The sequence below is a fragment of the Burkholderia sp. IT-111MI5 genome (assembly GCF_949752865.1).
GTDB lineage: Bacteria > Pseudomonadota > Gammaproteobacteria > Burkholderiales > Burkholderiaceae > Burkholderia > Burkholderia pyrrocinia_C.
Map to the genome: position 1 here is coordinate 1 of NZ_CATKIF010000055.1, position 22,781 is coordinate 22,781.

Annotated in this window: 22 protein-coding genes and 1 pseudogene; 9 read left to right on the forward strand and 14 right to left on the reverse strand. The window is 70.3% G+C overall.

Annotated elements, in window-relative coordinates:
* The 3 genes and pseudogenes from ACM6JT_RS27190 to ACM6JT_RS27200 form a co-directional block, all read left to right on the forward strand.
* Window positions 1-154 (forward strand): annotated as a pseudogene (locus ACM6JT_RS27190) (acetyl-CoA C-acetyltransferase); the annotation flags it as partial.
* Window positions 155-371: 217 nt separating this feature from the next.
* Complete coding sequence (gene phbB, locus ACM6JT_RS27195) at window positions 372-1,115, forward strand: acetoacetyl-CoA reductase (RefSeq protein ID WP_217591029.1); 744 nt, start codon at window positions 372-374, stop codon at window positions 1,113-1,115.
* Between the two features lie 109 nt (window positions 1,116-1,224).
* A complete protein-coding gene (locus tag ACM6JT_RS27200; protein WP_034179041.1) occupies window positions 1,225-1,431 on the forward strand; it encodes a hypothetical protein in 207 nt (68 codons plus the stop codon).
* A gap of 70 nt (window positions 1,432-1,501) precedes the next feature.
* Here the strand turns inward: ACM6JT_RS27200 and ACM6JT_RS27205 are convergent, their stop codons facing one another.
* The 10 genes from ACM6JT_RS27205 to ACM6JT_RS27250 all read right to left on the reverse strand — a co-directional run bounded on the left by ACM6JT_RS27205 (window position 1,502) and on the right by ACM6JT_RS27250 (window position 11,860).
* The gene (locus ACM6JT_RS27205; protein ID WP_414857670.1) at window positions 1,502-1,831 is read right to left on the reverse strand and encodes a hypothetical protein; all 330 of its coding nucleotides are present in this window, start codon (window positions 1,829-1,831) and stop codon (window positions 1,502-1,504) included.
* On the reverse strand, window positions 1,828-2,331 hold the full coding sequence (locus tag ACM6JT_RS27210) for a hotdog family protein (RefSeq protein WP_414857671.1): 504 nt from the start codon (window positions 2,329-2,331) through the stop codon (window positions 1,828-1,830). The genes ACM6JT_RS27205 and ACM6JT_RS27210 overlap by 4 nt, the downstream gene beginning before the upstream one ends.
* Window positions 2,331-3,146 carry a beta-ketoacyl synthase chain length factor gene (locus tag ACM6JT_RS27215; protein ID WP_217591026.1) on the reverse strand — a complete coding sequence of 272 codons (816 nt, stop codon included), beginning with the start codon at window positions 3,144-3,146 and terminating at the stop codon, window positions 2,331-2,333. Before ACM6JT_RS27215 ends, ACM6JT_RS27210 begins: the two co-directional genes overlap by 1 nt.
* An 8-nt stretch (window positions 3,147-3,154) precedes the next feature.
* Window positions 3,155-4,366 carry a beta-ketoacyl-[acyl-carrier-protein] synthase family protein gene (locus ACM6JT_RS27220; RefSeq protein ID WP_414857672.1) on the reverse strand — a complete coding sequence of 404 codons (1,212 nt, stop codon included), beginning with the start codon at window positions 4,364-4,366 and terminating at the stop codon, window positions 3,155-3,157.
* 63 nt (window positions 4,367-4,429) lie between these two features.
* On the reverse strand, window positions 4,430-5,320 hold the full coding sequence (locus tag ACM6JT_RS27225) for a polysaccharide deacetylase family protein (protein WP_414857673.1): 891 nt from the start codon (window positions 5,318-5,320) through the stop codon (window positions 4,430-4,432).
* Window positions 5,317-7,779, reverse strand: coding sequence for an MMPL family transporter (locus ACM6JT_RS27230; protein ID WP_414857674.1), 2,463 nt, complete (start codon window positions 7,777-7,779; stop codon window positions 5,317-5,319). The genes ACM6JT_RS27225 and ACM6JT_RS27230 overlap by 4 nt, the downstream gene beginning before the upstream one ends.
* The gene (locus ACM6JT_RS27235; RefSeq protein WP_414857675.1) at window positions 7,779-8,417 is read right to left on the reverse strand and encodes an outer membrane lipoprotein carrier protein LolA; all 639 of its coding nucleotides are present in this window, start codon (window positions 8,415-8,417) and stop codon (window positions 7,779-7,781) included. Before ACM6JT_RS27235 ends, ACM6JT_RS27230 begins: the two co-directional genes overlap by 1 nt.
* On the reverse strand, window positions 8,414-9,391 hold the full coding sequence (locus ACM6JT_RS27240; protein ID WP_414857676.1) for an acyl-CoA synthetase: 978 nt from the start codon (window positions 9,389-9,391) through the stop codon (window positions 8,414-8,416). Before ACM6JT_RS27240 ends, ACM6JT_RS27235 begins: the two co-directional genes overlap by 4 nt.
* Window positions 9,388-11,136, reverse strand: a complete 1,749-nt coding sequence (locus ACM6JT_RS27245) for an AMP-binding protein (RefSeq protein WP_414857677.1) — start codon at window positions 11,134-11,136, stop codon at window positions 9,388-9,390. Before ACM6JT_RS27245 ends, ACM6JT_RS27240 begins: the two co-directional genes overlap by 4 nt.
* A 64-nt stretch (window positions 11,137-11,200) precedes the next feature.
* The gene (locus ACM6JT_RS27250) at window positions 11,201-11,860 is read right to left on the reverse strand and encodes a membrane protein (RefSeq protein WP_034179434.1); all 660 of its coding nucleotides are present in this window, start codon (window positions 11,858-11,860) and stop codon (window positions 11,201-11,203) included.
* A gap of 571 nt (window positions 11,861-12,431) precedes the next feature.
* Here ACM6JT_RS27250 and ACM6JT_RS27255 point away from each other — a divergent pair.
* The 5 genes from ACM6JT_RS27255 to ACM6JT_RS27275 all read left to right on the forward strand — a co-directional run bounded on the left by ACM6JT_RS27255 (window position 12,432) and on the right by ACM6JT_RS27275 (window position 16,872).
* Window positions 12,432-12,692, forward strand: coding sequence for a phosphopantetheine-binding protein (locus ACM6JT_RS27255; RefSeq protein WP_034179433.1), 261 nt, complete (start codon window positions 12,432-12,434; stop codon window positions 12,690-12,692).
* Window positions 12,693-12,802: 110 nt separating this feature from the next.
* The gene (gene fabG / locus ACM6JT_RS27260; protein ID WP_034179432.1) at window positions 12,803-13,519 is read left to right on the forward strand and encodes a 3-oxoacyl-ACP reductase FabG; all 717 of its coding nucleotides are present in this window, start codon (window positions 12,803-12,805) and stop codon (window positions 13,517-13,519) included.
* Window positions 13,520-13,606: 87 nt separating this feature from the next.
* Window positions 13,607-15,004, forward strand: coding sequence for an endoribonuclease L-PSP (locus ACM6JT_RS27265; protein WP_414857678.1), 1,398 nt, complete (start codon window positions 13,607-13,609; stop codon window positions 15,002-15,004).
* A gap of 125 nt (window positions 15,005-15,129) precedes the next feature.
* Window positions 15,130-15,912: a glycosyltransferase family 2 protein gene (locus ACM6JT_RS27270; protein WP_414857679.1), complete on the forward strand. Its 783-nt coding sequence runs from the start codon at window positions 15,130-15,132 to the stop codon at window positions 15,910-15,912.
* Between the two features lie 198 nt (window positions 15,913-16,110).
* Complete coding sequence (locus tag ACM6JT_RS27275; protein WP_034179029.1) at window positions 16,111-16,872, forward strand: M48 family metalloprotease; 762 nt, start codon at window positions 16,111-16,113, stop codon at window positions 16,870-16,872.
* Window positions 16,873-16,975: 103 nt separating this feature from the next.
* On the opposite strand, the gene ACM6JT_RS27280 is transcribed toward ACM6JT_RS27275, so the two are convergent.
* The 4 genes from ACM6JT_RS27280 to ACM6JT_RS27295 are packed head-to-tail and all read right to left on the reverse strand — an operon-like array spanning window position 16,976 to window position 21,719.
* Window positions 16,976-18,682: a lactate permease LctP family transporter gene (locus tag ACM6JT_RS27280; protein ID WP_414857680.1), complete on the reverse strand. Its 1,707-nt coding sequence runs from the start codon at window positions 18,680-18,682 to the stop codon at window positions 16,976-16,978.
* 57 nt (window positions 18,683-18,739) lie between these two features.
* The gene (locus tag ACM6JT_RS27285; protein WP_414857681.1) at window positions 18,740-20,185 is read right to left on the reverse strand and encodes a LutB/LldF family L-lactate oxidation iron-sulfur protein; all 1,446 of its coding nucleotides are present in this window, start codon (window positions 20,183-20,185) and stop codon (window positions 18,740-18,742) included.
* Window positions 20,182-20,922 (reverse strand): LutC/YkgG family protein, encoded by a 741-nt coding sequence (locus ACM6JT_RS27290; protein WP_034179027.1) that lies wholly within the window; start codon window positions 20,920-20,922, stop codon window positions 20,182-20,184. The genes ACM6JT_RS27285 and ACM6JT_RS27290 overlap by 4 nt, the downstream gene beginning before the upstream one ends.
* Window positions 20,919-21,719, reverse strand: coding sequence for a (Fe-S)-binding protein (locus ACM6JT_RS27295; protein ID WP_217591017.1), 801 nt, complete (start codon window positions 21,717-21,719; stop codon window positions 20,919-20,921). Before ACM6JT_RS27295 ends, ACM6JT_RS27290 begins: the two co-directional genes overlap by 4 nt.
* Before the next feature lie 134 nt (window positions 21,720-21,853).
* Between ACM6JT_RS27295 and ACM6JT_RS27300 the strand changes: the two genes are divergently transcribed.
* Complete coding sequence (locus ACM6JT_RS27300; RefSeq protein WP_105391387.1) at window positions 21,854-22,570, forward strand: FadR/GntR family transcriptional regulator; 717 nt, start codon at window positions 21,854-21,856, stop codon at window positions 22,568-22,570.
* The last annotated feature ends 211 nt before the right edge of the window (window positions 22,571-22,781 follow it).

The following is a 22,781-nucleotide window of genomic DNA, read 5'->3' on the forward strand; positions in this document are numbered from 1 at the left end:
GGCGATCGCGATCGGCCACCCGATCGGCGCGTCGGGCTGCCGGATCCTGGTGACGCTGCTGCACGAGATGGCCAAGCGCGATGCGAAGCGCGGGCTGGCGTCGCTGTGCATCGGCGGCGGGATGGGCGTCGCGCTCGCGGTCGAGCGCGTCTGAGCCGGGGCTGAAGACACGACCCGCAGGCGGCGCCGGCCGGCGCCGCGGGCGGGCGAAGCGGTTGTCGCGCACGACAAGCAGCCAACAACAAGCGCGATGTTCCGGTGCGTGCCGTGCCCGCGACGCGGGCGGCTGCGCATCGAAGCGGTGGGGCGGCAGCATGTGCGATGCCGTCGCCCCGCATTCATCGATTACTTTTTTGTCGGTAATTTATAGGATGACTAAGCGAATTGCAATTGTGACAGGTGGAATGGGCGGTCTCGGCGAAGCGGTCAGCATCAGGTTGAACGACGCTGGCCACCGGGTAGTCGTCACGTATTCGCCGAACAACACCGGCGCCGACCGCTGGCTGACCGAGATGCACGCGGCCGGCCGCGAGTTCCTTGCGTACCCGGTGGACGTGGCCGATTACGATTCGTGCCGGCAATGCATCGAGACGATCGTGCGGGACGTCGGCCCGGTCGACATTCTCGTGAACAACGCGGGCATCACGCGCGACATGACGCTGCGCAAGCTCGACAAGGTGAACTGGGATGCCGTGATCCGAACGAACCTCGATTCCGTGTTCAACATGACGAAGCCCGTCTGCGAAAGCATGGTCGAGCGCGGCTGGGGTCGCATCGTCAACATCTCGTCCGTGAACGGCTCGAAGGGTTCGGTCGGCCAGACCAACTACGCGGCCGCGAAGGCCGGCATGCACGGTTTCACCAAATCGCTCGCGCTCGAGGTCGCGCGCAAGGGCGTGACGGTGAACACGGTGTCGCCGGGCTACCTCGCGACGAAGATGGTCACGTCGATCCCGCAGGACATCCTCGACACGAAGATCCTCCCGCAGATTCCGGCGGGCCGGCTCGGCAAGCCCGAAGAAGTCGCGGCGCTGGTCGCTTACCTGTGCTCGGAGGAGGCCGGTTTCGTGACGGGCTCCAACATCGCGATCAACGGCGGCCAGCACATGCACTGACGCGCGACGGCCCGGGCCGCGTTCGCACGCGTTTCGGGCCGCGTTCCGCTATATCCAGTGCCGGAGCGGCGGCAGGCGCGCCGCTTCGGCCTCGCATTCCGGAGAAGGCATGGGTGAAACCTGGATGGGACTCGCGATCGGCGGCTCGGCACTGGCCGTCGCGCTGACGATGGCGATCTCGCTCTACTGGCTCGAGCGGCGCCGCGCGCGGCTGCTGCGGAACTTCGATCATCGCGATTGCTGGTTCGTCGCGTACGGCAAGTGCTTCGCTCGCAGGCCGGCGAGGCCGGCACGCCGCATGCGCGGCGCGCGGTAACGCGGCGTCGCGACTGACGAACGGTCACGCATCGCGCGCATGCAGTCGGTGATGCGCGCGATGCGCGTGCTCAATTGCTCTTTTCGCTCTTTCCACCCGACTCGCTCGAGTCGTTCTTGTGGAAGATCCGCTTCGTCGTGCGCTTGGTGGCATCCCAGCCTTCGCGCGACGCGTGTGCGACTCCGTGCCCGACCGCCTTCGCGGCGCTCGCGGTTGCGTGGCCGAAGCTGCGTGCAGCTTCGCCCGTCTTGTGCGCGGCTTCTTTCGAATCGCGCTTGATGTCCTGCTTCACTTCCGACATGTCCGCATGCGCGATCGGGCTGATCAGCGCCAGAACGAGTGCGGTGCCAATGAACTGACGAACTTTCACGACCTGGTTTCCTTGTGTAAGTCTCTTCATCGAGGATTCGAATTGCCGGCGGGCGGCGGGGCAAACGTGCCGGCGGCCGATGCGTCGAGCATCACCGCGGCGCGGCCAGTAAGCAGCACGCGATCGCCGCAGCGCAGCGCGAAGCCGTACAGCACCGAGCGGCCGTCGCCGCCCACTCGTTCCGCGTCGACGGTGAGCGGCAGGTCGAACGTGTCGATCCGATCGACGAACGCGTCGACATTGCGCACGCTCGCCAGATAGCCGGCGCGCGGACGTTCTTCTTGCATACCGAGCAGCGCGCCGTGCACGGCCATCGCCTGCGCCGCGTATTCGATGCCGCAGACCGACGCGAGCCGGCCGTGCGAGCGCAGCGGGTTGTGCGGATCGCAGTGACTCGTCGCGGTGCAGCGGATGCGTTCGGCGTCCCACGCATCGACCGTATCGAGCACGCACATCGTGCCGCCGTGCGGAATATGCGCGGCGATCCACGCGTGGTCGAGCGGCGGCATCAACGCGATCGTCGCGGCCATCACGTGCGCTCCGCGAAGGCGTCCGGCATCGCGACGTCGACCTGCACGCGCGTATCGGCCAGGTAGTCGAGCACGACGCGCGTCGAACGCCCTGCGGCCAGCGCATCGAGCAGCGGCAGCACGCGTGCGGCCGGATTGCCGGCGCGCAGTGCGTCGAGCCCGGCATTCGCGAGCGTCGTAGCGGGCGCGTCGGTGAGCTGCACGTCGATGCGGGCGAGCGTGCGCGCGCTCGCTTCCGGCGCGAATACGAGCGCGACGCCGAATGCGTCGTCGATCGGCCGCACCGTGCGCAGCGGTTCCGGATAGTCGGTGTCGTACGCGATCAGCAGGGTCGGTATGCGATCGACCGCGACCTGGCACAGGCTCTCGAGCAGGCCCGCGGCAAAGCTGCCGTCGTGCGCGCACAGCACGTTCGACGTCGCCATCGCGCGGGTCGCGATGCTCCAGTAGCCGGCCGGCGCGTTGTGCACGGAGTTGTGGAAACGCGTCGGCGACAGCTGGCGATCGTCGCCGGCGAGGGTTTCGCAGATCGCGTGGCAGTTCTGGCCGTCGCCGCCGGACGCGCTGAACACGGTCGCGAGCGTGGCCGCATCGCGTCCGCTTGCCGCGACCGCTTCGTGGCCGACCGCGAGCGCGACGCGCACGACGGGGCCCGTGCGGCGCCGCTCGGCCGACGGCAGGCCGGCCGGCGGCGGCAGCACGGTGCGTGCGCTCGCATAGGCCGTGCGGCCCGCGAGCACGTCGGCCGCGTGCGGCCAGTCGTTCAAGCCCGGCCCGACGAGACCGATGCTTTCGATGAAGGCGGTGAGCGTCATGTCGGGCCTCAACGGCGTACGTGGCCGGCGCGGCCGAGGATCAGGCTGCAATTCGTGCCGCCGAAGCCGAACGAATTGGAGAGCACGGTGCGCACGCGCATATCGCGGCTCGCGAGCACGTAGTCGGCGGCGAGCGCCGGGTCGGGCTGCGTCGTGTTGACGCCGGCCGGCACGAACTGCTCGCGCAGCGCGAGCGCGGCGACGACCGCTTCGAGCGCGCCGGCCGCGCCGAGCGTGTGGCCGGTCGCGCCCTTCGTCGAGCTGCACGGCGTGCGCGCGAGCAGCGCGCCGACCGCGCGGCTTTCGGCCGCGTCGTTGCTCGGCGTTGCGGTGCCGTGCAGGTTCACGTAATCGATGTCGTTCGCGTCGAGGCCGGCGGACGCGAGCGCCTGCTCGATCGCGACACGCGCGCCGAGCCCGTCCGGATGCGGCGACGACATGTGGTGCGCGTCGCTCGATTCGCCGATGCCGAGCAGCAGGACCGCGTTGCCGTCGAGCGCGCCGGGCGGTTCGGGCACGCGTTCGACGAGCGCGAAGGCCGCGGCCTCGCCGATCGAGATGCCGTCGCGCGCAACGTCGAACGGCCGGCACGGTAGGCGCGACAGCAGTTCGAGCGAGTTGAAGCCGTACAGCGTCGTCAGGCACAGCGAATCGACGCCGCCGACGACGGCCGCGTCGATCAACCCGGCCTCGATCATGCGGCGCGCGGAGCCGAATACCTTCGCGCCGGACGAGCACGCGGACGAGATCGCCATCGCCGGCCCGCGCAGCGCGAAATACGTGCGCACGAACGCGGCCACCGAATACGGGTTGTGCGTGTTCGCATAGTGGAAGTCGGTGGGCAGCGCGCCGCTCGCCGGATCTCGATGCTGGTACGCGCATTCGGTCTCGAGGATGCCGGCCGTGCTCGTGCCGATGAACACGCCGACGCGCGCCGCGCCGTGGCGCGCGACGGCCGCCGCGACGCGGGCGTCGAAGCCGTCCTGCGTGAGAGCGAGCTGCGCGAGGCGGTTGTTGCGGCACTCGAAGTCGGCGAGGTCCGCGCGCACGGGTTGCTCGTCGACGCCGTCCACCGCGCCGATCCACGTGTCGAGATCCGCACGCTCGAAGTCGCACGGCGCGAGCCCGCCGCGGGCATTGCGCAGCGCGTCGAGGGTCGCATCGAGGCCGCGGCCGATGCAGCTGGTGGCGGTGAAGTGCGAGAGCAGGAGAGGTTTCACGAGGGTCGCATCCGGTGGCCGGAACGGGCGCCGCAGCAGGGCTGGCAGGCGCGCCGTTCAAGTTCAGATTTTATCAAACGGGGGTGCCGGAACGCCCGGCTGGCCGGGCGGTTCGGGCGCGAGCGCCGCGCGCAGCGTGGTCCAGTGCAGTTGCGCATCGGCGGCTGCGCGCAGCACCGCTTGCAGTACGTCGAGCACGACCGGTTCGCCGCGCGCGTCGCGTGCCGCGTGACCGTCGTGTACCAGCAGGATGTCGCGCGGTGCGAGGCCGTGCAGCAGGCGGCGCGTGACGGTCGCGGCGTCGTGCGCACGCGTGTCGAAGCCGCGCCGCGTCCAGCTCGCAAGCTGCAGGCCGAGTTCGCACAGCACCGGTTCGAGAAACGGATTGCGCAGGCCGGCCGGCGCGCGGAAGAACAGCGGACGCGTGCCGGCGATCTCGGTCAGCGTCTGCTGCGCGGCCGCGATCTCGCGCCGCAGCGCGGCGGGCCCCGACAGCGAGAACGAGTGCCGGTGCCGCTGGCTGTGGTTCTCGATCGCGTGACCGCGCGCGACGATCGCTTCGATCCAGCGCGGATGACGGCGCGCGAGATCGCCGATGCAGAAGAACGTCGCGCGCGCGTCGTAACGATCGAGCAGGTCGAGCACGCGCGGCGTAACGTCCGGGTCCGGGCCGTCGTCGATCGTCAGCGCGATCCGGCGGTCGGCGCCGGCCGGCAGGCGCGTCCAGTTCGGGCCGAGCAGCGTGCTGCGCGGCCACAGGCCGGCGGCGGTCAGCGCGAGATGCGACGCGACCACGCCGCCGACGGCCCACGGCCATGCGGCCGGTTGCGTGACGACGGTGGCGGCCGCGCCCGCGTGCAGCGCGACCGTGCCCGCGATCAGCGGCGTCGGCTTCCAGCGGCGCGCGCCGGATTGGCCGGGCTGTCGAGGCGGAACGGACGACGGTGCGTTCATGCCTGGCTCCGTTGACGACGATCGCCGGCTGCCGCGGCGCGTGGCGCGAGTATCGCCGCGAACGCGAGCGCGAGCATCGCGCCGGGGCCGACGGTCAGCCCGAAGGTTTCGAGCAGCGGCACGCGCGACAGCGCCAGCAGCCCGAAGCCGGCGACCGTCGCGAGGTTCGCGATCAGCAGCGACACGAGCGTGTACGGCGTGACGGGCTGCGCGTCGTCGCGCTTGCAGAAGAACAGCGCGTAGTTCGAGCCGACCGCGACGATCAGGAGCATGCCGACGAGGTGCAGGATCGTCAGCTGCACGCCGGCGAGCGCGAAGCCGGCCGTCACGACCAGCACGGCCGCGACGAGCGGCGCGAGCGCGCGCACGGCACGGCGCGGCGAGCGCAGCGCGATCAGCAGCAGCACGGCGATCGCCGCGAAACCCGCGAGCGACAGCCGGATGTCCTCGTGCACGTAGCTCACGTACAGGCGATCGGCTTCGGCCTTCATGTCGACGAACAGCGCATCGGGCACGCCCGCTTGCGCGACGGCCATGCGTATCGGCGTTGCGTCGAACCCTTGCGCCGCGCGTGCGGCGTCCGGCGCGCGCAGCGGCAGCATCGCGCTCCAGCGGCCGTCGCGTTCGGTCAGCAGCGCATCGACCGCGAGCGCCATCGACGTGCCGCGCAACGCCGCGCGCGTCAGCAGCGGCGCGTGGCGGGCGGCTTCGACATCGGCGATGAACGGCGCGAACAGGTCGGGTTTTACAGCGATCGGCTGGTTCGCGACGGCGTCGCGCATTCGCGCGGCGAGCACGTCCGCATCGGGCAGGCTCGCCTGGCGCGCGCGCTGCGCGGCGTCGCTCGGCAGGTAGCGCGCGGGGCTTTCGAAACCCGCGAGCGCGCGCTGGTCGACGAGCGGCTGCAGTTGCGCGGCGACCTTTTCGGCGCCTTCGAGCGCGGCCTGCTCGGTCGGCGCGGAAATCACGACGAGGTAGCGTACGTCGGGCGCGCCGACATCGGCGCGCAGCCGCGCGTCGAGCGCCTGCGCGCGCGCCGGCACGGGGCTGAGCGAGGCGAGCTCGCGGCTCCACAGGCCGTCGCGATGCAGCACGAGCGTCGCGCACGCGGCGACCACCAGTGCGGCGAGCGGCCAGCGCAGCCGCGGCGCGGCGTCGGCCGCGCGCGCGAGCACGGCGCCGACGCGCGACATGTCGCGGATCGCGACATGCTCGCCGCGCAGGTGCGGCAGCACGAAGCGCGTGACGAGCGCGGCGGCCGTCAGCCCGGCGATCGAATACAGCCCGAGCTGCACGAGGCCCGGGAATCCGGAGAACAGCATCGACGCGAAACCGCACACGGACGTCAGCACGCCGAGCCGGATCGTCGGCCAGTACGCGGCGAGCCATGCGCGCGTCGCATCGGCCGGGCGAGCGGTGCCGCGCATGCCGGTCTGCGCCGATTGCACGAACAGGTAGATCGAATAGTCGACGGCTTCGCCGATCAGCGTCGTGCCGAAGCCGAGCGTCAGCCCGTGGACCGTGCCGAACGCGACGCTGACCGCCGCGATCCCGGCCGCGGCGCCCGTCAGCACCGGCAGCAACCCGAGCGCGAGCGTGCGCGGCGAGCGGTACAGCGTCAGCAGCAGCGCGACGATCAGCACGACGCTCGCCGTCGACAGCCGCTCGACGTCGTGCCGGATCGTGTCGCGCATGTCGACCGAGAACACGCCGGGGCCCGTCATCGCGAGCGTGGTCGCGGCCGCGTTCGGCACGGCCTGCGTCGCGGCGGCGAATGCGCGGCGCACCGTGTCGATCGCGCGCGCCTGCGCGTCGGTGTCGGAGCCGGCCGCGGCGGTCTGCACGACGAGCACCGCGCGCGTACCGTCGTGCGACGCCCACACGCCGTCGCGGTTCGCCGGCTGCGCCGCGCTGTCGATCTGGTCGACGAGCGCGGCGACTTCGCCGGTCGGGTCGCGCGGCAGCATCGCCTTGGCCATGAGGCCGGCCGACGAGCTCAGCAGGTCGAGGCTGTCGCCGAGCGCCTGATGCAGGCCGTCGGCGCTGAAGCGCTGCGGCGTGACCGCCGGGCTCAGCAGGTAGCGGTGATCGAAGATGAACTGCCGGTCGCGCGCGTCGTTCGCGGCTTCGCCGTTGTTAACCGCCGCGAACTGCGGATCGGTGCGCAGCGTGCCGGCGATGCGCCGCGACACTGAGGCGCGCGTACTTGCCTCGCCGCCGTCGATCGCGACGAGGATCAGCCGCGACACGATGCCGTCGCGCAACTGGTCGACGAGCACGCGCTGCCCGGCGCTCGGCGAGTTTGGCAGGAACGCGGACAGGTCGGCCGTGAAGTGCGCGCGGCCGATCGCGACGCCGCACGCGACGAGCGCGAGCAGCCACACGAGCACCGCGCGCTGCCGCAACGCGTGCAGGCGGCGCGTGACGGGTGACGATGAAGGGCGCGTGTGTTCGTCCATCAGTTCGGATTCGCCGGAACGGGTTGCAGGCGCATCACCGAATGATCGCCGTCGGCCTGCCGGATCGCGACGCCGCGCAACATATCGCGCGTGCCGTCGAGCGTGATCGTGCTGACCACCTTCAGCATCCGCGAGTCGAGCGGCGTGAGCGTCAGCGTCCAGTCGTCGCCGCGCCCGGCGAGCGCGACCTTGTACACCTGCTCGAGCGCGAAGCGGTTGCCGGCGAGCGTCGCGCGGATGCTGTCGATGAACGCGCCGAGTTCCGGATAGCGCGCGAGCGCGAGCGTGTACTTGCGGTTGTTGCGCTCGACGGTGAGCATGTCGCCGTCGACGACGAGGTGCTCGGGCTTCGGGCTCAGCGTGTGCTTTTCCAGATGATCGGGCGCGACGAATATGAGTTCGCCGGACGATTCGACCGGCTGCGTGGCGATCGACAGGTACTTCGTTTCGGTGAACGTCGCACGCCCCGACTTGTGCTGCGCGAGCGTCGACATCAGCCGGTCGAGGTTCCAGGCCGACGCCGTGTCGGCCGCCTGCGCCGCGGGCACGGCCAGTGCGATCGCTGCGACGGTTGCGGCGAGCAAGCGGGCACCGCGGTGCAGCGCGAGCGGAAGCAGGAAGCGGCGAACGGCGGTCATGCGTCGGAATCCCTCGTGGCGGGCAGGTCGGCAGCGGCGCGCGCAGCGTCGCGGCCCGCGGCCGCAGCGTCGCCGACTTGCCAGAAATCGAAATAGTTGAACCAGTTGTACGGCGCTGCTCGGCAGTACTTGTCGAGCAGCGCGACGTAGCGCGCGAGTGCCGCGTCGACGGCCGCCGCGCGTGCGTCGCGCCGCACGTCGGAGAAATCGGCGAGCGTCTCGAAGTGCACGTCGTAGCGATTGCCGTCGCGATAGAGGCCCGTCATGAAGATCACCGGGCGTCGCAGCATCGCGGCCATGTAGAGCGGCCCGAGCGGGAACGCGGCCGGCGCGCCGAGCAGCGGCAGCCGCCGCAGCGACGCGGCCGCGTCGTCGCGCAGCGTACGATCGGCGAGCATGCCGACCATGCAGTTCGCGTCGAGGCGCTCGCGTACCTTCAGCATCGAGTCGACCTGCCCGAGCGGAATCACTTCCGGCGTCGCGGCCGGATTCACCGCGGCGAGCGTCGCGTTGATCTTGCGCGCATTGTTCTCGTACATCGTGACGACGACGCGCAGGTCCGGGTGCGTGCGGCCGATCGCACGCACGACCTCGAAGCTGCCGAGGTGCGCACCCATCAGGAACGCGCCGCGTCCGCCCGCGAGCGCATCGTCGACGAGCGTTTCGCCGTGCAGCCGGATGTCGAACAGGTCGAAGCGCCCGTTCATCAGATAGATGCGGTCGTGGATCGTCGCCGCGAACGTGAACACGTGCCGGTACACGTCGCGCCAGCGTGCGGGGCGGCCGAGCACGCGACGCAGGTAGTCGCGCGACGCGGCGCATGCCACCGGCGAGAACAGCACGAAATACGTCGCGATCAGATGCAGCACGATGCGCGCACGCTGCCGGCCGAAGCGCAGCGAGATCCACGTCATCGCGCGCAGCAATCCCGCGTTGCTGCGCTCCTGGCGTTCGGCCCACGCGGTGCGCTTCATGGCTGGGCACCGTCCTGCACGGCCGGCGGCACGGACAGCACGCCGGTCGCGACATCGCGCGACCCGGCGCGCAGCGTGAAGCGGATCGCGCCGCTGGCCGAGGCGTCGAACGCGAGATCGAGCGGCTCGCCGGGCGCGACCGGGCTCAGGAATTTCGCGGAGCCGAGCCGCCAAGCGTGCATCGGGCGGTTCAGCGCCGCGCCGATCGCGTGGATCGCGTGATCGAGCAGCACGACGCCCGGCACGACCGGATGGCCGGGGAAGTGGCCGGGCAGCGCCGGATGGTCGGCGGGAATCGTGAACCCGAGCGCGGGTGCGTCGGCTGCGCCGCGTGCGGCCATGGGCGCGGTCGCGGCGCGCGCGTGTCGTGCAACGAGCGCGGCCAGCACGTCGCGCGGCAGCTTGCCCGTTTCGTTGCGCGGCAGCGCGTCGACGAACACGAGCGGGCGCGGCATGAACGCGGGATCGATCCGCTCGCGCAGCGCGCGCTGCAGATCGGCGGCGGCGAGCGTCGGCGCGACGACGAGCGCGACGAGGCGCGTGACCGGTTCGAGGCCGGTGTCGGCGGCCGCGGTTTCGTCGGGCATGAAGAACACGCCGTCGACTACATCCGGAATCGCGTTGAGCTGATGGTTCAGGTACGCGAGCGACGTGCGCTTGCCGGCGATGTTGACGAGATCGGTCTTGCGGCCGTGCAGCAGGAAGCGGCCGTCGCCGAGCAGTTCGAGCGCATCGCCCATCGGCACGGGCGCCTCGACGTGTCCGCCCGACACCCAGACGGTCGGCCCGCCGTCGTCGCCCGTGTGGTCGCTTGCGGGCTCGTCGCGCGCGTCGAGCCGGATGCCCGGGAACAGCTGCCACGCTGCGCCCTGCGACGTGCGGCGGGTCGCGATCTGGCCGGTCTCGGTGCTGCCGTAGATCTCGACGAGCGGTGCGTCGAGCGCGGCCTCGGCTTCGCATGCGAGCTTTTCCGACAGCGGCGCGGTGGCCGACAGCACGAGCGCCGCGCGCGGCAGTGCATGGCCGGCCGACAGCAGCGCGCGTAGGTGGATCGGCGATGTGACGAGCACGCGCGGCTGCGGGATCGCATCGAGTTCGTCGCGAATGTCGACCGGGTAGAACGGCTGGCGATTGCTGAACGCGAGGCCGCCGATCAGTGCGAGCAGCACCGTCGATTCGAAGCCGTACATGTGCTGCGCGGGCACCGTGCCGATCAGCGTGGCCGCGCGACCGTCGAGCAGCCCGAGGCGGTCGGCCGCCGCGCGCACGCAACCGACCAGGAAGCCCCAGGTCTTGCGGTGCGGCACCGGCGCGCCGGTCGAACCGGACGTGAACACGTACGCCATGATCCGCGCCGCATCGATCTGCGGCACCGCGAACGGCGCATCGTCGGCGAGGTCGCCGGGGGCGGCGTCGGGATACGCGAAGCGCGGCAGGTCGATCGCGCAGTCGGGCGCGTCGTGCAGGCAGAACGCATCGGGCGCGAACGACGCGAGCTGGCGGACCATTTCCGGCGTGTGCGTCGACGGCAGCAGGCTGACCCTGCCGGAGACGAGCGCCGCGCACAGGCTGACCGCGAAACGGTAGCGGTCGCGGCACACGTTGAACACGTGGCCGCCGGCGGGCAGCGCGGCGGCCACGCGCGCGACGTCGGCGACGAACGCGCGCACGGTGACGGGCGCACCGTCGCGCCAGGCGATCGTCTGGTCCGGCGACGAATGGAATACCAGCGGGTGAGTCGGCATAAATCGGTAAAAACGGGAGCGAAGGCCGGCGCGGCCGCATTGCGGCGCCGCGCCGGCCGTGAATTCATCGTGACGCCTGCGACGCGTGGGTTGTCGCGCGATACGCGCGCACGGCTTCGATCATTCGCGGCCGCGGCTCGTGCGGCAGCGCGAAGCGCCGGCAGGCATGCTCGGCGGCGAACATCACGGCGACGAGCGGCAGCGACAGGTAGTTCGCGAACGTCGACCACGTGACGATCGGCGCGGTCGCGAACAGCAGCGTCGACACGGCGGCGATCGCGACGAAGAACAGCGTCCACGCGAGCGTGATCTGCCGCGTATAGCGCGCAATGGCCGGCGTGACCGCGCCGTGGCCGTGGACCATCGTCGCGAAGCGCGTGCACAGCGGCACCTCGCCTGCCGCGAGCGTGCGGCCGAACAGCAGCGCCATCGCGACGTTGAAGCTCGCGTGTTCCAGATACAGGCCCCATTCGAAGTGCTGCGCGAGCGGCGCGCGCGCGGCCCACAGTGCGGCGGCGGCCAGCAGCCACGCCGGCACGAACCATGCACGTCGCGGCGAGCGCAGCGCCGCGCCGAGCGCGAGCAGCAGCGGCGGCACGAGCGCCATCGCGAGGCCGAAGCCGTGCGCGCCGGGCGTCGCGGCAGCGTAGTGCGCGCCGGCCTGGTAGGCCGCCACGGCGCCGACCGCGGCGACGCCGCGCGCGATGGACAGCAGCCTGCTCATCGGCGGCCTCCGTGCGGGCGTGGGCTGGCGTCGCCGGCGGCCGCCGGGCGGCGGCAGACGGACGGGCGAACCGGAACGGAGCGGAAGGACGGACGCGGCATGACTGGAGACATCGGGCGGATCGTGGCTGAACGCAGTGGTCGGGCCGTCAAACATCATATGAATGGCGGCCGGAACGCGGGTCGGGGCCGGTAGTCGAGTGCGCCCATTTTAGGGCCGTGGCACGGCGTGTTCGGGGCGGGCGTGTGCGGGTTTTGTAACCGATTGTATGGCACCGGACGAACGGTTTCGCGGGGTCGGTCCATTTCCATCCAAAGCGGCTCAAGCGTCTCGTGCATTCGTGTCACGAAACGGGCCGCGGCGCCGGCTCGCCAGTCTGTAACCATTCCCCGTATACGGCCCGATACCCATCGTCTAGAATCCGCGTAACTTTTACAAACGATCCCCAAATAACGCAGGCGGGGACGCCGGCAGACGCCGGAGGGACGGAGATTTGCACGCGCCGGGCGTGCACGACGGTTGCCGTTTCCGGGCGCCTCCCGCTGCCATTGGCCGCCTGCTCGCACGCATGATGAACGCACTGGAACAAGAGCTCGCCACGCTGATCATCGGCGAACTGAATCTCGAAGACGTCCCGCTCGAAACAGTGACGGTCGAAACCCCGCTGTACGGCGAAGGTTTCGGGCTCGACTCCATCGACATCCTGGAAATCGCGCTGCTGATCTCGAAGAAATACGGCTTCGAACTGCGCTCGGACAATCCGGACAACCAGAAGATCTTTGCGACGCTCGGCGCGCTGGCCGCGTACGTCGCCGCGCATCGTACGAAGTGACGGCGCAGCGCACGGGCGCGACGCGCAGGTGATGACGGTATGCGGCGGCGATCGGCAGACGATGCGCCGCCGCGTCGATCGAGGTGAAACGCGATGAACGGAGCAATTCGATGCGCTCGCTCGTGACGGGCGGCAGCGGCGCACTCGGGCAGGCGATCTGCATGGCGCTCGCGCAGGCCGGCCATGAAGTGTGGGTCCATGCGAACCGCCATCTCGCGCAGGCGGAGGCGGTCGCGCAGCAGATCGTCGCGGCCGGCGGCACCGCGCGCGCGATCGCGTTCGACGTGACCGACGCCGACGCGACGCTCGCCGCGCTGGCGCCGCTCGCCGACGAAGCGCCGGTGCAGATCCTCGTCAACAACGCCGGCATTCACGACGACGCGCCGATGGCCGGCATGTCGCGTCGGCAGTGGCACAGCGTGATCGACGTGACGCTCAACGGCTTTTTCAACGTCACGCAGCCGCTGCTGCTGCCGATGATTCGCACGCGACGCGGGCGGATCGTCAACATCGCATCGGTGGCCGGCGTGACCGGCAATCGCGGGCAGGTCAATTACGCGGCCGCGAAGGCAGGGCTGATCGGCGCGACGAAATCGCTGTCGCTGGAGCTTGCGTCGCGCGGCATTACCGTGAACGCGGTCGCGCCCGGCATCATCGAATCGCCGATGGCCGAACAGGCGTTTCCCGCCGAACGGATCAAGCAGCTCGTGCCCGCGCAGCGCGCGGGCCGGCCCGACGAAGTCGCGGCGATGGTCGCGTATCTGGTGTCCGACGCCGCCGCCTATGTGACGGGGCAGGTGATGTCCGTCAACGGCGGGCTCGCATGACGAAACGCGCGGCGTCGGCCTGACGTCGCGCAACGCGATGCCGGCCGCGTTGTCGCGCGGCCGGCGCCGCATAGTGAGGAAATCGAAGTGTCCGTGCATCCAGTCGACGCCGAACGGCGCCCGTGTTCCCTGTCGTCAGCCACCGCGCCGGTCGCGCGCGGGCAGGCGGCCGGCGGGCCGGACGCATCGCGATCGGGCGCGCCGCTCGCAAACGGCGGCGACCGCGCACTGCGGCTCGTCCAGATGAGTCATGCGCGGCTCGCCGCGTTGCTGCACGATGCGCGCATGCGTGGCGATGGAATCGACCGCGTGTTTCCCGGCGCGTTGGGCGCGGTGTGCATCGGCGCGGCCGGATTGCAGGACGAATCGAACGCAGAATCGCACGCCGATGCGGCGGCACGAATGCTGGCCGATGCCGTGCCTGACCTGCCGGTTGCACCGGTGCAGATGGCGCTGCTCGGCGCCGGCGTCGCACCGGGCGATGCCGTCTGCGAAATCTGGCAATGCGATGCGCGCGACCTGCGTAGCGAACGGCGCGGTGCGCTGCATTATCGCTACAGCGAAGCGGCGGGGCTCGTGTTCGGCAGCATCGTCGTGCACGAAACGCACGAAACGCACGAAACGCACGAAACGCACGAAACGCACGAAACGCACGAAACGCACGAAACGCACGAAACGCACGAAACGCACGACGTGCACGACGTGCACGACGTGCAGCGCGACGGCGGCACGCCGCTCGAACGCGCGACGCACGATGCATACCGCACGCTGTTCGACGTGCTCGATACGCTCGGCATGCCGCATCCGCTGCGCATCTGGAATACCGTGCCGGCGATCAATGCCGTGCAGTTCGGGATCGAGCGCTATCGTCAGTTCAATATCGGCCGTCAGCACGCCTTCGACGCGTGCCGCCGCGCACTGACGGGCGGCGTGCCGGCCGCGTGCGCGCTCGGTTCGGTCGTGCCGGTCGCGGGCGACGCATCGCCGGCCGCGCCGCTCGCGATCCATTTCATCGCGAGCCGCACGCCCGCGGATCCGGTCGAGAACCCGCGCCAGGTCAGTGCGTATCACTATCCGGCGCAATACGGCCCGCGTGCGCCGACGTTCGCGCGTGCAGCCGCCTGGGCGAATGGCGGCGCCGCGCCGGTGCTGTTCGTATCCGGCACCGCGAGCATCGTCGGGCACCGCACCGTTCATCGCGGCGACGTCGTCGCGCAAACGCGCGAGACGGTCGCGAACCTCGCGGCCGTGCTCGAGCAGGCCGCGCGGCAGGGGCATGGTCCGTTCTCGCTTGCCGACCTGAGCTATCGCGTCTACGTGCGCGACGCCGGCGATGCCGCGGCGCTTGCCGAAATCGATCGGGTGCTGCGCGATGCGGCCGGCCCCGGCGTGCGGCCGCTCTTCGTCCATGCGGATGTATGCCGCGACGACCTGCTGGTCGAGATCGAGGCGAGCGCGGGGCACGCAGTGGAGCGGCTGTCATGAAGCGGGAGAACCTCACGATCCGGCAACCGGCACCGCATACGGGCGGCGTCGACGAAGCCTGCCGCCAGTCGCCGGCAAGTCATAAACTTTTGTCAGGATCCCTGTCTTCGCAATCGGCCGTTCCCATGTCCAAGCTGCACGCCTCGTCCACCCACCTCGTCCTGATTCCGAGCTACAACCCCGGCGCCAAGGTCGACACGACCGTGCGCAATGCCCGCGCGCAGTGGAATCCGGTGTGGGTCGTCGTCGACGGCAGCACCGACGGCAGCGCCGAGCGGCTGCAGGCGATGGCCGAGCACGATCCCGGGTTGCGCGTGATCGTGTTGCCGGAGAACCGCGGCAAGGGCGCGGCAGTGCTCGCGGGGCTCGACGCGGCTGCCGCGAGCGGCTTCACGCACGTGCTGACGATGGATTCCGACGGCCAGCATCCGGCCGACCTGATTCCCGCTTTCATGGCCGCGTCGCAGGCCGCGCCCGATGCGATGGTGCTCGGTGTGCCGAAGTTCGACGCGAGTGCGCCGCAGCTGCGCGTGCAAGGGCGCCGGCTGTCGAACGCCTGGGCCGACCTCGAGACGCTGTGGGCCGGGATCGGCGATTCGCTGTACGGCTTTCGCGTGTATCCGGTCGCGCAGCTCGCCGCGATCATGCGGCGCCAGCCGTGGATGCGCGGCTTCGACTTCGATCCCGAAGCGGCTGTGCGGCTGTGCTGGGCCGGCGTGCGTCCGATCCGCATCGACGCGCCGGTGCGCTACTTCGGCCGGCACGAGGGCGGCGTGTCGCATTTCCACTACGGCCGCGACAATGCGCTGCTTGTATGGATGCACCTGCGTCTTTTCGCCGGCTTCGCGGTGCGGCTGCCGATGCTGGTCGCGCGGCGGCTGACGCGCCGCCGCGACCAGGCGGCCTGAGCGACGCGCCCGTTTTCCGTCCCGATCGTCGCCCGCTCGCGGCGATTGCTTCGGTTTTGATCTTCAATTCCGCTGAAAATCGCCGCTTCGCTTCAATCCTGTGAGTAATTAAGGTGTCATCGGATGTAAACATCTGGTAATTTTCTGCCGGATTATGCAAAATCGCCGCTCCCAAATACAACTATCGAGGGATCCGGGATGCAACTCAAGAAAGCGGTGGCAGCGTGTGGCGTGGCGTTTCTGTTGAGCGCGTGTGGCGGGGTACAGAGCCTCGACGCGAACAGCCTGACGTCGGCGGGGACGAACCTGTTCAAGGCAGCGACGCTGTCGGATTCGGACATCGCCGCGCTGTCGAACGACTCGTGCAAGTCCAGCGACGCCGAATCGAAGATCGCGCCGGCGAACAGCGCGTATTCGAAGCGCCTGACGAAGGTGATGAAGGGCTTCGGCGACATGACGCTGAACGGCCAGAAGGTCAACTACAAGGTGTACGTGACCAAGGACGTCAACGCGTGGGCGATGGGCAACGGCTGCGTGCGCGTGTACAGCGGCCTGATGGACATGATGAACGACGACGAACTGCGCGGCGTGATCGGCCATGAAATGGGCCACGTTGCACTGGGTCACTCGAAGAAGGCGATGCAGACGGCGTACGCGGTGAGCGCGGCGCGCAGCGCGGCCGGTGCGGCATCGCCGGGCGTGGCGGCGCTGACGAGCTCGCAGCTCGGCGACATCACCGAGAAGTTCATCAACGCGCAGTTCTCGCAGACGCAGGAAAGCGCGGCGGACGACTACTCGTTCGACCTGATGAAGCAGAAGGGCATGAGCCAGAAGGGCCTCGTCACCGCATTCCAGAAGCTGGCGAAGCTCGATGGCGGCCAGAGCTCGATGATGAGCTCGCACCCGTCGTCGACGAGCCGTGCGCAGCACATCGAGGATCGCATCGCGAAGGGCAGCTGATCGCGCAGCCGCTCGCCGGCCGACGCCGGCGATCGGCAGGCAGAAAGAAAAACCCCACGCTTTTCCGGGCGTGGGGTTTTGTTTTTGCGGGGGCGCGTGCCGCTTACGGCACCATCCCCGGCAGCACGTACGCCTGCACCAGCGTGATCAAGCCGACGATCACCGCGAACAGCAGGCTGTGCCGCACCGTGAAGCGGAACAGCGCCGACTCGTTGCCGACGAGGCCCGTCGCCGCGCATGCGACCGCGATCGACTGCGGCGAGATCATCTTCGCGGTCACGCCGCCCGTCGTGTTCGCGGCCACCGCGAGCGTCTCGGGCACGCCGAGCTGATGGGCCGTGGCCTGCTGCAGCGAGCAGAACAGGGCGTTCGACGACGTGTCCGAGCCGGTCAGGAACACGCCGAGCCAGCCGAGGAACGGCGAGAAGAACGGGAACGCGGCGCCGGTCGCGGCCAGCATCAGCGCGAGCGTCGACGACATCCCCGAGTAGTTCGCGACGAACGCGAACGCGAGCACGAGGCCGATCGACAGGATCGGGCGCGTCAGCTCCTTCAGCGTCTCGCCGAACGTGACGAGTGCGTCGCGCGGCTTCATCCGCAACAGCGCCATCGAGATCAGCGCGGTCACGAGGATCGCGCTGCCCACCGCCGACACCAGATCGATCTTCAGCACGGCGTCGAGCGCCTTCGGCGTCGCGGCGATCGGCGCGGTCTTCACGACGAGCTGGTCGAGCCCCGCCACATGGAACTTCAGCACGGTCGACGCGAGCGCGCCGTGCGCGGCGAACAGCGCCTTGAACGGCGCGATGCTCCACACGGTGACGACGGCCGTCAGGATCAGGAACGGCGACCACGCGCGCACGGTTTGCGCGAGCGTGTACGGCGACGCCTGCCGGCTCGTGCCCGTGCCGAAGCCGTTGCCGCCCGCGCCGAAACCGGCCAGCGCAGCGCCGCCGCCGGTCGCGACGATGCCGCCTGCCGGCTGCTTCGCGGTGCGCGGCTGCCACACCTTCAGGAACGTCGCGAGCGCGACGAGGCTGACGAGCGACGACGTGATGTCCGGCAGCTCGGGCCCGATGTGGTTCGACGTGAAGTATTGCGTGACCGCGAAGCTGCCGCCCGCGACGAGCGCGGCCGGCCAGGTCTGCCGCACGCCGCGCAGCCCGTCCATCATGAACACGAGCCAGAACGGCACCGCGAGCGACAGCAGCGGCAGCTGGCGGCCGGCCATCGCGCCGATATGGAACGGGTCGATGCCCGTCACCTGTCCGGCGACGATGATCGGGATGCCCATCGCGCCGAACGCGACCGGCGCGGTGTTCGCGATCAGGCACAGCCCGGCCGCGTGCAGCGGCTTGAAGCCGAGGCCGACGAGCAGCGCGGCCGTGATCGCGACGGGCGCGCCGAAGCCGGCCGCGCCTTCCAGGAACGCGCCGAACGAGAAGCCGATCAGCAGCATCTGCAGGCGCTGGTCGTCGGTGATCGACAGCACGGATGCGCGGATGACGTCGAACTGGCCGGTCTTCACGACGATCTTGTACAGGAACACGGCCGCGACGATGATCCACGCGATCGGCCACAGGCCGTACGCGAAGCCGAAGCCGGCCGCCGCGAGCGCCTGCGGCACGGGCATCCCGTACGCGAGGATCGCGACGCCGAGCGACAGCAGCAGCGTGATCGCGGCCGCGACGTGGCCCTTCATCCGCAGCGCGGCCAGCGCGACGAAAAAGAAGATGATCGGGATCGCGGCGACGAACGCCGACAGCCCGAGGCTGCCGAGCGGGGTGTAGATCTGATGCCAAACCTGCATGGTTGTCTCCTCCATCTGTGTCTGTATCTCTATGGGTACGGTCGGGAAAGCGGTGTCTTATTCGGGCTGGCCGCGTGCGTGCAGCAGGTCGGACAGGCTGCGCGGCGCCGGTTCGAGCGGCGTGCGGTGCTGCGTCCAGCCCATCTGTTTCGCGGGCGTCAGCGCGCGCAGGCGCGTCGCGGTCCAGCGGAACGCGCGATACGCGCGCGGATGCGCGAATGCGCCCGACCAGAAGCGCCACACGAGGTCTTCCGCGCGGTTGTAGTTCGCGCCCTGGCCGCGCAGCGGATGCGCGACGGGTTCGTCGGGCTTGCGGTTCGCCTCGGTGCGCAGCCGCACGAGCAGTTCCGGGATCGGGATCCGGACCGGACATACCTCGCCGCATGCGCCGCACAGCGTCGACGCGGTCGGCAGGTCGGCCGTCGCGTCGAGGCCGAGCAGGTGCGGCGAGATGATCTTGCCGATCGGCCCCGGGTAGGTCGTCCCGTACGCGTGGCCGCCGATGCGCGTATAGACGGGGCAGTGGTTCATGCATGCGCCGCAGCGGATGCACTGCAGCGTCGCGCGCAGCTGTTCGTCCGCATAGGCCTGCGTGCGGCCGTTGTCGAGCAGCACGAGATGCAGTTCGCGCGGGCCGTCGCGTTCGCCGTCGCGGCGCGGGCCCGAGATCAGGTTGAAGTAGGTCGTGATCGCCTGGCCGGTAGCCGAGCGCGTGAGCAGGCTCGACAGCGGCACGATGTGCTCGAGCTTCTCGACGACCTTCTCGATCCCCATGATCGCGATGTGCGTGTCGGGCACCGTCGTCGACAGGCGGCCGTTGCCTTCGTTCTCGACGAGCCACAGCGTGCCCGTGTCGGCCGCCGCGAAGTTCACGCCCGACAGGCCGATGTCCGCGTCGGCGAACGCGCGGCGCAGCGCGCGCCGGCCGGTCTGGATCAGCTCGTCGACGTCTTCCGTGTAGCGCGTGCCGGGGATGTGTTTCTCGAACAGTTCGGCGATGTCGCCGCGCGTCTTGTGGATCGCCGGCATCACGATATGCGACGGCTTCTCGCCCGCGAGCTGCACGACGAACTCGCCCATGTCGGACTCGATGCAGTCGACGCCGTGATCCGCGAGGTAATGGTTCAGCTCGATTTCCTCGCTCGCCATCGATTTGCCCTTGATCACGCGGCGCGCCTTCTTCGCCTGCGCGATGCCGAGCACGATCGCGTTCGCGTCGGCGGCCGTCTCGGCCCAGTGCACGTGCACGCCGGCTTCGACGAGCTTCGCCTCCAGCCGTTCGAGCAGCGCCGGCAACTGCGCGAGCGCGTGCCGGCGCACGGCTTCGCCGAGATCGCGCAACTGCTGCAGCTCGGTGTCGTCGGGGAATTGCGTCGTGCGCTTGCCCTGCAGGAAGTCCATCGCACCGCGAAAACTCCGGCGCAGCGCGGGATCGTCGAGCGCGGCGCGCGCGCGGGCCTTGAAGTCGCCGGGGGCGACGAATTGCAGCGTGTGGTCGCTCATCGCGGTTGGTCCTCGCAAGCGGTGGCGGCCGGCCGGGCGGTCGCGGCATCGGCAGCCGGATCGGTGACGATCACGACCCACAGGCGGCGCGGGCCATGCGCGCCATAAGCGAGCGTCTGCTGGATGTCGGACGTCTTCGACGGCCCCGACACCAGCACGAGGTTGGTCGGCATGCCGGCGTGCCAGCGCTCCGCGTGCACGGCTGCGTGCAGGTCCGCATGCAGCGTGTTCGCGTGGACGAGCGCGACATGCAGCGGCGGCACCAGCGACACCGTGCGCGGCGTGCCGGCATCGGGGGCGAGCACGACGGTGCCGGTTGCCGCAATGCCCGAGCGGGCGACGGTGAAGCCCGCGTCGATCGTGTCGAACAGTTCGGTCTTCCACGCGTCGATCGGCCGGTCGAACGGCACGGGCGCGACCGCGTCGGGCAGCGCGCGGGCGAGCGCCGCCGATTCGGCGCGGGCCGGGTCGAGCAGCAGGCGACGCACGCCGGCGTCGGCGAGACGCGCGGCAAGCTGCGCGGGCCATTCGTCGTCGGTCGCGCACCAGGCTTCCGCGTGCGAGGCGGCGAGCGCGGCCTGCAGCGCCTGAGCGAGCGTGTGTGGATCGCGCGCGGCTGGCGCGCGGCGCGTGTCGTAATGCGTATCGATGCGCGCATCGAGCGCGGGGGCGGCCGTCGCGGCGACGCCCGGGGCGGCGCCGCGCAGGCGCGCGAGAATCGCGGCGCGCGCGCTCATTGCTTGTCTCCGCGCAGCGATGCGGCGCCGGACGTGCGCCGCCACAGGAAGCTCGCGAGATGCTCGACGGGCAGCCGCGCGCCGGCCTTGGTCGCAGCGTGGCCGATGTTCAGCAGGCAGCCGCAGTCCGCGGACACGAGCCGGTCGCAGCCGGTCGCGCAGGCCGACGCGACCTTGTCGCGCACCATCGCGCCGGAGATGTCGGGATGCTTCAGCGAGAACGTGCCGCCGAAGCCGCAGCATTCGGATTCGCGTTCGTGTTCGATCCGCGTCACGCCCGGCAGCGCGTCGACGAGCGCGACGCCGTGCACGCGCGTGCCCATCTCGCGGCGCGCCGCGCACGACGTGTGCAGCACGACGCGCTCGTCGGGCCCGGCGCTTGCCGCGGCCGCGTCGAGTTGCACGTCGAGCACATGGACGAGGAATTCTGCGAGTTCGTAGGTCCGCTCCGCGATTGCCCGCACCTTCGGGCCGTGGACGGGGTCGTCGGCGAACAGCGCCGGCCAATGGTGACGGATCATGCCCGCGCACGAGCCCGACGGCACGATCACCGGCCACGGTTCGGCGAACAGGTCGAGCTGCGCGGCCGCGACGCGGCGCGCTTCGTCGGGATTGCCGCTGCTGTAGGCCGGCTGCCCGCAGCAGCTCTGGCCGCGCGGATAGTGGACGGTCAGGCCTTCGCGCTCCAGCAGGCGGACCGCGTCGAGCCCCGCTTCGGGGACGAACAGGTCGACCAGGCAGGTCGCGAACAGATAGACGTGCGCGGGGGCGGCGGCGGGGTACTGCCTTTCGTTCATGTCTCGCTCCAGTGGCGACGGCCCGGCATGCGGATGCGGGACGACGTTTTCGCTGCATAATTCCCGCGACGGCGCCGCAGCTCAAATTGGTTGGGCCAATCGGCGCGACGGGCATTCCGAGGGGAGACGCGACGATGGCGGCGATGACGGCACGGGGCCGGACCGAAGTGGTGATGCGCAAGATCGAGACGGCGCTGCTCGACGGCACCTGGCCGGCCGGCGCGCGCCTGCCGGCCGAGCGCGTGCTCGCGCAGCAGTACGGCGTCGCGCGCAACACGGTGCGCGAGGCGACCCAGCGGCTCGTCGCGCGCGGGCTGCTGCAGAGCCGGCGCGGCGCGGGCGTCTACGTGACCGACCAGTTGCGCGCGGGCATCGCGTCGCCGTGGGGCCAGCTGGTTGCCGATCATCCCGCGCTGCGCGACGACATCCTCGAATTCCGTCGCGTGCTTGAGGGCGCGACCGCGTATTTCGCCGCGCTGCGGGCCGATGCGAACGACCGGCGCAGGATCCGCACGCTGCTGCGCGAACTCGAGACCGCGCATGCGAACGACGACGCGGTCGTCGAAGCCGCGACCGACGCGCAGCTGCACGAGGCGATCGCACGCGCATCGCACAACACGATGTTCCTGCACCTGCATACGAGCGTGATCGGGATGCTGCGCGAGCACATCTCGATCAACGTGGCGGGCATGACGACGGACGACGAGCAGGCGTCCGAGCTGCTGTTGCTGCAGCACCGCGTCGTATGCGACGCGATTTGCGCGCATCGGCCCGAAGAGGCGCGCACCGCGATGCAGACGCATATCGATTACGTGCGCAGCCATTTCGAGCGCAGCGGCGACGGCGCATGAGATTGGTCGGACCGTTTCGGTGCGCGGGCCGCCCGGCGGGCGAATCCGGGGCGATCGGACCTCGACGCCAGATACGCGGACGTTCGCCCGCCGCCCACGCCGCCCGCTGCCGCAACGGGGCGCCGCCTGCGCCACCCGCGTGATTGACCGGTTCATCGGGCGCCCACTAGAATCGGCTGAACCGCCCGCCAGCCGCGCGCCGCGGCGAATG